General features: G+C 60.6%; 10 protein-coding genes. 4 read left to right on the forward strand and 6 right to left on the reverse strand.

Annotation, left to right across the window (positions count from 1 at the left end; translation table 11 throughout):
- Positions 1-13 precede the first annotated feature (13 nt).
- The 3 genes from AB4N44_RS27875 (at position 14) to AB4N44_RS27885 (ending at position 2,592) form a co-directional block, all read left to right on the forward strand.
- Positions 14-874 carry a CsgG/HfaB family protein gene (locus AB4N44_RS27875; RefSeq protein WP_038364894.1) on the forward strand — a complete coding sequence of 287 codons (861 nt, stop codon included), beginning with the start codon at positions 14-16 and terminating at the stop codon, positions 872-874.
- Positions 875-1,319: 445 nt separating this feature from the next.
- Positions 1,320-1,892, forward strand: coding sequence for a hypothetical protein (locus AB4N44_RS27880; RefSeq protein ID WP_460111175.1), 573 nt, complete (start codon positions 1,320-1,322; stop codon positions 1,890-1,892).
- A 328-nt stretch (positions 1,893-2,220) separates the two neighbouring features.
- Positions 2,221-2,592: a DUF6124 family protein gene (locus AB4N44_RS27885; RefSeq protein ID WP_460111173.1), complete on the forward strand. Its 372-nt coding sequence runs from the start codon at positions 2,221-2,223 to the stop codon at positions 2,590-2,592.
- Positions 2,593-2,765: 173 nt separating this feature from the next.
- Here AB4N44_RS27885 and AB4N44_RS27890 read toward each other — a convergent pair whose 3' ends face one another.
- From AB4N44_RS27890 to AB4N44_RS27915, 6 genes are all read right to left on the reverse strand, one after another.
- Positions 2,766-3,050 carry a type II toxin-antitoxin system RelE/ParE family toxin gene (locus tag AB4N44_RS27890; RefSeq protein WP_460111171.1) on the reverse strand — a complete coding sequence of 95 codons (285 nt, stop codon included), beginning with the start codon at positions 3,048-3,050 and terminating at the stop codon, positions 2,766-2,768.
- On the reverse strand, positions 3,040-3,246 hold the full coding sequence (gene relB, locus AB4N44_RS27895; RefSeq protein ID WP_034152589.1) for a type II toxin-antitoxin system RelB family antitoxin: 207 nt from the start codon (positions 3,244-3,246) through the stop codon (positions 3,040-3,042). The genes AB4N44_RS27890 and relB overlap by 11 nt, the downstream gene beginning before the upstream one ends.
- Positions 3,247-3,522: 276 nt before the next feature.
- Positions 3,523-4,974, reverse strand: a complete 1,452-nt coding sequence (locus tag AB4N44_RS27900) for a curlin (protein WP_160039239.1) — start codon at positions 4,972-4,974, stop codon at positions 3,523-3,525.
- A gap of 27 nt (positions 4,975-5,001) precedes the next feature.
- Positions 5,002-5,466 (reverse strand): curlin, encoded by a 465-nt coding sequence (locus tag AB4N44_RS27905; protein ID WP_455805009.1) that lies wholly within the window; start codon positions 5,464-5,466, stop codon positions 5,002-5,004.
- Between the two features lie 73 nt (positions 5,467-5,539).
- A complete protein-coding gene (locus AB4N44_RS27910) occupies positions 5,540-7,768 on the reverse strand; it encodes an Ig-like domain-containing protein (protein WP_460111166.1) in 2,229 nt (742 codons plus the stop codon).
- Positions 7,769-7,803: 35 nt separating this feature from the next.
- Positions 7,804-9,150: a hypothetical protein gene (locus AB4N44_RS27915; protein ID WP_038364907.1), complete on the reverse strand. Its 1,347-nt coding sequence runs from the start codon at positions 9,148-9,150 to the stop codon at positions 7,804-7,806.
- Positions 9,151-9,567: 417 nt separating this feature from the next.
- Here AB4N44_RS27915 and AB4N44_RS27920 point away from each other — a divergent pair, with 417 nt between their 5' ends.
- Positions 9,568-11,016: an ATP-binding protein gene (locus AB4N44_RS27920; RefSeq protein ID WP_460111163.1), complete on the forward strand. Its 1,449-nt coding sequence runs from the start codon at positions 9,568-9,570 to the stop codon at positions 11,014-11,016.
- Positions 11,017-11,135 lie beyond the last annotated feature (119 nt).

Genomic DNA, 11,135 nt, shown 5'->3' on the forward strand with positions numbered 1-11,135 from the left:
GGGGAGAACGGACATGAAAAAGATCATCGCGTTAGGGCTGCTGTTGGCGACATTACAAGGGTGCAGTCTGCGTGAGCCGATGTCGGCCGAGCAGGACACCGAAACCCCGACCCTGACCCCCAGGGCCTCGACTTATTACGACTTGCTGAAGATGCCGCGGCCCAAGGGGCGGTTGATGGCGGTGGTGTACGGTTTCCGTGACCAGACCGGGCAGTACAAGCCGACGCCGGCGAGTTCGTTTTCCACCAGCGTGACCCAGGGCGCGGCGTCGATGTTGATGGACGCGATGCAGGCCAGTGGCTGGTTTGTCGTGCTTGAGCGGGAAGGGCTGCAGAACCTGTTGACCGAGCGCAAGATCATTCGCGCGTCGCAGAAGAAGCCGAATACGCCGGTGAATATTCAGGGTGAGCTGCCACCGTTGCAGGCGGCGAACATGATGCTCGAGGGCGGGATCATCGCGTATGACACCAATGTGCGTAGCGGTGGGGAAGGGGCGCGGTATCTGGGGATCGATTTGCAGCGTGAGTATCGGGTGGATCAGGTGACCGTGAATTTGCGTGCGGTGGATGTGCGTAGCGGGCAGGTGTTGGCGAATGTGATGACCAGCAAGACGATTTATTCGGTGGCGCGCAGTGCGGGGATTTTCAAGTTTATCGAGTTCAAGAAGTTGCTTGAGGCTGAGGTTGGGTATACGACAAATGAGCCGGCGCAGCTTTGTGTGTTGTCGGCGATTGAGGCGGCGGTGGGGCATATGGTGGCGCAGGGGATTGAGCGGCGGTTGTGGCAGGTGGCGGGGGACGCTTCTGTGCCTGGGCAGGATGATGTGTTGAATCGGTATTTGAGCCAGAACAAGATTGATCCGGAGGCGGAGTGAACGTGGCGGCCTTCGGGCCGACCAGGTTCTGGTTGGGCGGGTGCATATCCGTTGCTGCGGTAACGGCTGCTTAGGGTTCCGCCCTTACGGCGGGTCACCTTTTCCAAACGCCGAAAAGGTTACCCAAAAGGCTTGCTCCTGCGTGCGGCCCGCTCGCTGGGGCTCGGGGTTCCTTCGCTGCGGGATCGATCCGGGCGCAGCGCCTACGGTTTGCTTCGCTGCACCTCCTCTCGCTGTGTTTGGCTGCGCCAAACGGTCGCTGCGCTCCCACGCCCGGATCAATCCCTCCAATCAGCCTTCCGACGTCGCCCGTGGATCAAGATCAAGAGCAGGCGAGCTGGCACTCGGCCTATTGAGTGGTGAAGAGCGGGGCGTGGTCGGCTTTGGGTTTGTGGTGCTCTTGCCCCTCACCCCAGCCCTCTCCCGAGGGAGAGGGAGCCGATTTTTGGGCCTTTCAAAATCTGAGTTCAACGCGGTATCGCACGTCGGCGTACCTCTACCAAACCACTCGGTCAGTTCCCTCTCCCTCCGGGAGAGGGCTAGGGTGAGGGGCTCTTGCTTCAACGCTTCAAAACCTGAATTCAGCTCGGTATTTCACGTCGGCGTACCTCTACCAAACACCACGGTCAGTCCCCTCTCCCTCCGGGAGAGGGCTAGGGTGAGGGGCTCTTGCTTCAACGCTTCAAAATCAGAGTTCAGCTCGGTATTTCACGTCGGCGTACCTCACCCAAACACCTCGGTCAGTTCCCTCTCCCCCCGGGAGAGGGCTAGGGTGAGGGGCTCTTGCTTCAACGCTTCAAAACCTGAATTCAGCTCGGTATTGCACGTCGGCGTATATCTACCAAACACCACGGTCAGTCCCCTCTCCCTCCGGGAGAGGGCTAGGGTGAGGGGCTCTTGCTTCAACGCTTCAAAATCTGAGTTCAGCTCGGTATTGCACGTCGGCGTACATCTACCAAACACCACGGTCAGTTCCTTCTCCCTCCGGGAGAGGGCTAGGGTGAGGGCTGCGATCTGAAGTGTGTTTAAAGAAGTGTCTGAATCAGCGGAACCTTCCCACAAGGTTTTCAGGTTGTCCGTCGGACGTCCTGTCTCTAGCCTGTGTTCGTCGCTGCCAATTCAGCGACCGGGCATGGAAACCCGAAGACACGAGAGAGCAGATACGCCTTTCATAACGTATGCTTGCGCACTTTCATTGTGTGCACTCTGTTATGGCGGTTGTGCGCGGGAGACATTCGTGTCTGCCGGGTTGCTCTCTCCCGGATTTCCAGCCTGCGTACAGCTGCCACCCATTTTTCCTGGAAGTCGAATGGGCCAGCTGCAACTATCAATGAGAGAGAATCACCATGAAAAAACCAACACCCAACCCCCCAGAACCAGACACCAACACCACATCCCCCTACGCCTCAGTCGACAGCAAAAAACTCCACGAAGCCGCCGACCGCGCCCTCGATTTCTACCTCAACCCAACCGCCCACATCATGTCCAGCGCCAACGAGCCGGAACCCATGTACCTCGCCAACCCCAGGTACAACACCGAATCCCTGTTCGCCAACGCCAGCGAAACCCTAGGCTCGGCCAGCGAAATGCTCATCAACTTCGCCGCCTCGCTGGAAACCTCACACCGCAAGACTGCACTGGGTATCGCACAAGTCGTCATGCTGGGCGAACTGGCGGTGAATCAAGCTCTCGATCACGTCGAGCTGAAGGATGGCTGATTGATCGTTCCCGCGCGCAGCAAAGGAATGCAGCCCCTGACGCTCTGCGTCAAATTCGCGAGTTGGAACGCGGAGCGTCCCGAGAGGCATTCCCACGCAGAGCGTGGGAACGATCAAAAAAACCGTACCTCCACGGGAAGCACGGTTTCTTGTGTTGAGACGAGGAAGCGATCTTAACCGGGGTCGCGTCGAGGGTACTCCTGACGCGCATGCAAGATGCTCACAATCTCAATTTGGTCCGCCACTTGATAAACGACGAGATAGTTCGGGCTCACCACAATCTCTCGAGTGCCGGGAGAGCGGCCTTTGCGATACAGGTGTGGATGCCAACAAAGCGCAGATGTAGTTTTTACGACGCACTTGTGAAGTGCAGTCGCCGCTACAAAATTTCGCTCGCCAATGTACTTCAGGATTTTCGAGAGTTCGACCCGAGCCTTGGGTCGCCACTTAATCTGCATCAGCGCTTTTGCGCATTGATTCCATCAAGGCATTGATTTCCTCCATCACTTGCTCATGGGGAATACTCGGACGCGGATCATCGAGAGAGGCCTGTACTTCGGCCCGAAACCAACGGTCATAACTCGCAGCCTGCTCCTCGGGATCAAGATCCGAAACAACCGGGCACAGTGGGTCGATCAAGGACGGGTCGATCATAGAGCCTCCGGGTTTGGTGCCTCGAAGTCTATTCGTTAACGGCATCGCTGTCGTCGCTGTCTGGATGAATTGCATGTAGGCCAAGCTCCATTAGGATCAAGTTGTCCCGGCAAATCCTAGAGCCTACACTTCCGACGGCCAACCGCCAGAACTTGTCAGAAAACTCCCCGAATTTCTGAAAACGTTCCGTTTTCCGTAGGACGCAACTCAAACGTCAGCGCAAAAAAAACCGCGACCCCCCTCACCAGAGAATCGCGGCCCATCAACACCCAACCCCTACTGCTGCAAAACCGTCGCCTGGTTAGCCGACCCGAACTGCTGAATATTCGCCGTCTGCGTGACCCCGCTCTGATCGACATTGGCAATGTTCCCCGTGCCGCCCTGGGTCACATACGCCACGTTCATCGTATCCGCCTGTTTAACAGTGATCATGTTGTCGCTGCCATACAACTGCGCGGTATACGCCTGGTTCCCCGAGCCAGACTGATCAAACTCAGCGCTGTTGCCCGTGCCATTCGAAGAACCCTGCACCAGGTTGCCAGTGCCGCGCTGATCGGAAATCAAAATGTTGTCGCTACCATTCTGATCAAAATACAGCTCGTTATACGACTCAGCCTGACTGACCGTGGTCTTGTTGCCAGTCCCGGTTTGATGCGTGGTCATGACTTGCCCAACGCCATCCTGAGTGAAGCTGGCGATGTTGCCATTGCCCGCCTGAGTAACTGTCGCGCGTTGGCCGCTGCCGAACTGGCCGCCGGATTGCGGGCCTTTCCAGTTGCTGGCGTAGACCTTGTTGTCGTTGCCCACGGAGGTGGCGCTGAGCACGTGGCTGTCGCCGTTCTGGTAGGTGAAGTGCACGTTGCCGTTACCGACCTGATACAACGCCAGTGTCGAGTTGACCGATTCGAATTGGTCGGCGTAGATGGCGTTTGTATTCCCGACCTGGGTGACGGCGGCGGTGTTGTTTTCGCCGAAGCTTTGGTCGACCACGGTTTCGTTGCTGTCGCCGTACTGGTTGACGGTGGCTTGGCTGGCCAGTTGCGCGTCCTGCCAGATTTCAGTGCCGTTGAGGTTACCGAACTGGTTGATGGTGATGTTGCCACCAGTGCCGTTGCGCTGGTCGCCGTAGGCGTAGTTGCCTTCGCCGGCCTGGTTGATGCCGATCTGGCCGCCGTTGTGCAGCACTTGTTCGGCGGTGCCGTAGTTGGCCGTGCCGTATTGGGTAATCACTGAACTGTTGCCGCTGCCTTCATAAAGTTGCTCGATGTTGGCTTCGTTGCTGTCGCCGAACTGGAAGGTTTTGCCTTCGCTGCCGTTCTGTGAATCCTGATAGATGAACGAGAAGTTGCCGGTGCCTTGCTGCTGTTGCAGCGCGTTGTTCGGTGAGCCGAAGCCCAGCGACTGGCTGGCGTGGGCGGTGTTGAAGGCGCCGACTTGTTGCTGGGTGATGGTGGCGTTGTTTTCGTAAAGTTGTTCCGCGTAAGCCGCGTTGTAATCGCCGACTGCGTCCTGGGTGATCACGCTGGTGGCGTGATCTTGCACGGCGGCGGCGTCGTTGCCTTGGCCCAGCTGGGTTTGGGTGGCGGTGCTGAACGGGGCCTGGGTCTGTTTCACGTCGGCGATGTTGGCGGTACCGACCTGGCTTTGGTTGGACAGGCTGTCGTCGGCCATGGCCTGGGCACTGATCATGACCAGGATGGCGGCGGTGAGGGGCGTCAGTTTGAACATGATGAACTCTCCGATGATTGGCAGTGCTTAGCGATATTGCTTGACCGAAACGCTCATGCCGTTGCCCGACTGGGTCACGGCGCTTTGCAGCCCCGCGCCGGCCTGCTCGATGCTGGCGTCGTTGTTGTTGCCGTTTTGCGAAATCTGCGCGCGGTTATGGCTGCCGTTTTGGGTAATGGAGGCGGCGTTGCCGGAACCGTTCTGGTTGATCAGCGCCATCAGGTCGCTGCCCTGTTGCAGGATGTACGCCTCCTGATTGCTGCCCGACTGCACGATCTGCCCGAGCAGCGACTGACCGTTCTGTTGCAGCAGGGCGACGTTGGCCTGGCCGAGCTGGTCGATCAGGGCTTGCTGACCCACCGGTGGGGGCAGTTCGCCGAGGTCGCTGCTGGTTGGTGCCAGGTCATCGTTTTCCATCAGGTCGTCGGCGCGCACACCTGCATTGCTGCACAGCAGAAGCAGGCAAAGCAGGGCGGCGGTCGGCGTGTTCATGGCGAAAATCCTGTGTGGCGTTATCCGGTTGCGAAGCACGCCCCAGCCACCTGCAAGTGGCTGGGGCGCAGGCCTACAGCGTGGTCACCGAGACCGTGCGCACGGTGCCCTGGGAGGAGCGGATCGTCGCGGTCGGGTTGGCCGATGGCACCACCAGCGTGTTGTTCAGCGTCAGCCGCCAGCGTCCGGTCAACGGCACCGTGGTGGTGCCAAGGGTGACCAGCCCGGAAGGGGTGGTGACCTGCACGGTGATGGTGTTGCCAGTGGTCACTGACGAGGTGCCGGTGAAGTCCCAGTTGAAGCGTCCGCCGGAGCGTGCCTGCACCGTCGACGCGGTGACGGCGAACGTTTCTGCCGCTGGCCGTGGCGAGACTTGCACGGTGACTGTGGCCGGCGTCGACAGGGCACCGAAGGCGTCCCGGGCGATGTAGGTGAAGGTCGTGGTGAATGCCGTGGTCACGGTGGCCGGTGGGGTGTAGGTGATCACCGTGCCGTCAGTGCTGACCGTGCCGCGTCCGGCGGCGGGTTGGGTCAGACTGTTGACGGCCAGCGGCACGTTGCCTTCCGGATCGGTATCGTTGGCCAGCACGTTGATTGGAATCGCTACGCCCAGTGTGGCGACGCTGTCGGCGACGGCGGTCGGTGCCTGGTTCGGTGCGACGGTGATGGTTACGGTGGCCGGGTTGGCCGAGGCCAGGCCTTTGGCGTCCTGCGCTTTGTAGGTGAAGGTGGTGGTCAGTGGCGCGTTGACTACCGCTGGCGGGGTGTAGACCACTGAAGTGGTGCCGTTGAGCGCGACGCTGCCTTGGCCGGCGGCCGGTTGAGTCAACGCGGTGATGCCCAGCGGGTTGTTGCCATCAGGATCGCTGTCGTTGGTCAACAGACTGAGGGTGATCGGCACGCCGAAGCTGGTGCTGCCGCTGTCGGCGTTGGTGATCGGCGCTTGGTTTTCACCCGTGTCCGGCGCGCTGCCGACCACGACGACCGCTTCGGTGTCACCACCGCCAGCGGCAGATTTCACCGTCACGGTAGCGGGTGGCTGAGTCAGGTCGGCGACGGTGATGCGCTGCAGAGTGCCGGTTTTCGACAGACGCCCGTAGCCTTGGGCAACCATGTCGGGGATCGCCACTTCATCGCTCGAGGTAGCCTCGATCAGCAGGCTGTGGTTGGCCCAGTTGTAGCGCGCGGTCTGCACTTTCACCACGTCGGTGAGCTTGGCCGACACGGCCGTCGGACGCGTAGTGCCGGCGGGGTTGGTGGCGGTCACGACGACTACCGGAGGTACCGCGCCTGTGCCCAGTCGGTGGCCGAAGAACAGACCATTGTTGTCACCCAACAGACTGGTCTGGCACGGCGTTGGCGGTGGGCCGGGCAGCAGCGCCACGGTTTCACGGAAGCACAGGGTCGAGCTGTTACTGGCCTTGGCAAACACTTCGGCACGCACGCCGGCGGCGGTGCGGCGATAGGTGGCGCGGTCGATTTCCACCTGCGTCTGCTGACGGTTGTCGAGTACTTTGCCGGACAGGCTGAACACGTTCGACTGGATCGTCCCGGCCGGCCCGGTGATGCGCAGGAAGTTGGTGTTGAACGGGCTGCCGGTCACCGCTTCGTTGAGGTTCGGGTCGCCGACGAAAGTTTCCGTGGCGCCGGTGTCCGGGTTCACTTCGGTGTACGGACCGTTGACGCTGCGCAGGAACGGTCCGATAGCGCCATTGACGGCACCGGTGAAATTGCCCGGTGCGCCGATGCCGATGTCGCGGGTGATGTTGATCGCGCGGCGTCCGGGTGCGGTGACATTGACCGTCTCGACGCCATACGGGTGCGTGATGGTGTAGGTGCCGGCAACGGGTACGTTCACCCGGATGCGAATCCGCGCAAAGCTTTGCTGATCACCGTCCGCGGGATTTTCCGAGGCGAATGCCGCTTCGATCCCGGCGACATAGGCGTCCACACCATAACCGGCAGCGTTGTCGGCAATCGTGGTTTCGGCCAGGAACCAGAAGGCTTCCGGCGGCCAGTTGTCTGGGAAAATCATCGGCTGGGCGTCGTCGTAGATGCCTGGCTCGGCCAAGAGAATGCACATGTAGGCCGGCGGCGTGGTCGCGGCAACGCGCGAACTGGCAGCACGCGACTGACAGAGCTCCATCGATAGCTGATTTTCGTCCTGATACCACATCGGGAATTTCCCGGTGGCGAAGGTGTAGGGACCGGGGTCGACGGCGGCGAGTTGCGCGTAGGCACTGCCGGTCAGCGAGAGAGCGAGCCCGAGCGCGTTGAGCGCAAAGCGTGGCCACTTGTTCATGATGCCTCCTGATGCGGATCTGGGCATGTGAGCGTTCATTGCACGATGACCACTTCTTCGGTATCGCTGCCGCCGTTGGACGACGTCACCCGAACCTTGGCCGGTGGGATCGGCGAGATCCCGGTGGCCAGGGTTTTCACCGCGCCGTCGCCGCCCAGCGCACCAATGGCGGCGCCGCTGCCGGAGGTGGCGGTGAGTACCGGCGGCGAGGTTTCGTCACTGGTCGAGGCGACCACGGTCAGTTGTCCGGAGCTGAGGCTGTATTGTGCGCTCTGGATCACCACCAGGTCGGTCAGGGTCATGGGCAGAGTGGTCGGCGTGCTGCTGGCGATGGCCAGGTGGTTGTCGGCGGTCACTTGCAAGGTGGTTGGCAAGGTCGGGTTGACCGAGGACTGCGCGTACCAGCTGCCGGTGCTGTTGGCTTCGGTCATGTTCAGCACCGGGGTGCTGCTGGTTACGGCGACGGTGCCCGGCGCTGGCGGCGCGAGAACGAACACATCTTGCTGGGCGACCGGCGCACTGGTTCCCGCTGTACGCGAGTAAGTGCTGCGCTGGGTGATCATTGGCGTAGGCCGGACCACCGTCGACAACTTGCCGGAGACGGCGAACACGTTCGTCCGCAGATCGAGGCCGTTAGGGCCTTCGATGCGCACGTAGTTAGTGTTGAACGGGCTGCCGGTGACTGCCTCGTTGAGGTTCGGGTCGCCGACGAATTGTTCGGCGGCACCGGTCAGCGGGTTGGTCTCGGTGTAGGGACCGTTGACGCTGCGCAGGAACGGGCCGATGTCACCCTTGAGCGCGCCGTCATAGGTTTTCGGCGTGCCGATACCAATGTCGCGAGTCATGTTGATCGCGCGCCGCCCGGGGGTGTCGATGTTGAACACGTCGACGCCATACGGGTGGGTGATGACATAGGTGCCGGCGGTCGGTACATCGACGCGAATACGGATTCGGGCGAAGCTGACTTGATCGCCTTCAACCGGTTCCTCGGCAGCGAACGCGGCCTCAATGGCGCTGACGTAGCCCAAATCAATACCCCGTGCGGCGTCGACGAGGGCCGTTTCGCCGGTGAACCAGAACGCTTCGTCGGGAAAGTTTGTCGGGAAGACAATCGGTTGCGCGTCATCGAACACGCCGGGGGTCGGCAGCAGCGAGCACATGTACGACGGCGCGCCGGGGGCGCTGGGTACTCGGGAGCTGAGCGCTTTGGACAGGCACAGATCCAGGGTGCGACCGTGGGAGTCCTGATACCAACTGGCGAAACCACCGTTGGCCGGTGTGTACGGACCCGGATCAACAGCAAACAAAGCAGCCTGGGCGATGCCCTGGGCCAATGCGCTCACGACCAGGACAGTCGCGGTTTTGGACAGTAAAGGGTGCATGAGTTAATCCCTCTATCAAAGTACCTGCCCCTTGGGGATGGGTCAGTTGCACAGGGCCTGTACACCTTCCATGCCAAGGTGCGGTGAATGGGCTGGAGAGGGCCGGGATAGAGGGCTTGACGCGCAGAAGGGTCAGGTTTTTGGCCCGCGGGGAAAGGGCGTCATTCCCCAGAATCGGGGACGGTGGGGATGACATTGAACGTCTGTCAGATGAAGAACCTGTGGGAGCGAGCCTGCTCGCGAATGCGGACGTCCTGTGACGAAAATGTCGACTGACCTGCCGCCTTCGCGAGCAGGCTCGCTCCCACAGGGATTTGTGGAGGTTTGGGCGGCCTTATCGGGGCGATATCCCCGCAACCGGGCAAACCCCCACCCGTGGGCTATAACCCTATAGGGACGTATAGAGAAGTCGCCGCCATGAACATGCAGTCGAAATCGCTACCGGCCGAGGAGGGCAATCTGCGCTTGAGCTCGCGCAAGCAGTCGTTCAACCTGCTGCGCTGGTTTTCGCTGATCAGCATGGCGGTGATTGGTACCGTGGCCATCGCGCTTGGTGCGGTTTCGACGCGTTTTGTCATTGATGAAAGCGTGCAGCGCGATGCCTTGCTCACCGCGCAGTTCATTCAGGCGATCGCCTCGGCCGAGGTGCGCCACGTTTCCATTCCCAATGTGCGGACCATGGGCGAATTGCTCGATCCGCGTCAGGACATGCACTTTCCCGACGTCAGTCCGCAAGCCCGGGCCGATGCTCGGGGTGAATTTCTCGATCACATCGAACACTTGCCGGACGTGATTCTCGCCAATATTTATGCGCCCGACCGCCAGGTGATCTGGTCGACCAACCCGGTTCTGATCGGTACCAGCATTCATGCTGACGAAGACCTCGATCGTGCCTTCAACGAAAAGATTCCGGTATCCGCCAGCTACCACGACGTCGACAAGGCCCGCGAAGAACAGAAATTCATCACGCCACCGGACTACATCTTCATCGAGAACTACATTCCGCTGTTTGACGCCGAGGGCAAGAACGTCACAGCAATGGTCGAAATCTACAAGGAGCCCAAGGATCTGATCGCCCGCATGGAGCGCGGATTGGTTCTGATCTGGCTGGCCACCGCACTGGGTGGCGGGCTGATTTATCTGGGCCTGTACTGGATCGTGCGGCGCGCGGCGATTCTGCTCGCGGCCCAGCAAAAACAACTGATCGCCAACGAAACCTTTGTCGCCCTGGGCGAGATGTCTTCCGCCGTGGCGCACAGTCTGCGCAATCCGCTGGCGACCATCCGTTCCAGCGCTGAACTGGCGCTGGAGTTCGACGCCGGCCCGGCGCAGAAGAACATCAACGACATCATCGGCCAGGTCGACCGCATGTCGAAATGGGTGCGCGAGCTGCTGCAGTCACTGCGTCCGCTCAACGATGATCCGGAACCGGTGAACCTGGTGGCGGCGTTGCACGAAAGCCTAGTGGCGTTCGAACAACAGATCGCCAGGGCCGGGGTGAGGGTAGTGTTTCATCCGCAACATACACCGATGGTGCTCAGTCAACCGGTGCAACTGACACAAATCCTCAACAGCCTGCTGGCTAATGCCCTCGAGGCCATGGATAAGGGCGGCACATTGACCGTCAGCCTTGAACCCAGCGATGACCGGGGTGTGTGCGTGGTGCTCAGCGATACCGGTAAAGGCATGAACGAAGAGCAACGGACCATGGCCTTCCGGCCGTTTTTCACCACCAAAACCGGTGGTCTGGGCGTCGGCCTGGTACTGGTCAAGCGCATCATGGAGCGCTTCGGCGGCGGCGTGACCCTCGACAGCCGCGAAGGCGAGGGCACCACCGTTCGTCTGGCCTTCCAACTCGTCCCCTGACTCACATATTCCCCCTGTAGGAGCTGCCGAAGGCTGCGATCTTTTGATCTTGATCTTAGAAACCAAGATCAAAAGATCGCAGCCTTCGGCAGCTCCTACATGAGGTTTGCATTACCTCA

Source organism: Pseudomonas sp. S3_C06, assembly GCF_054667675.1.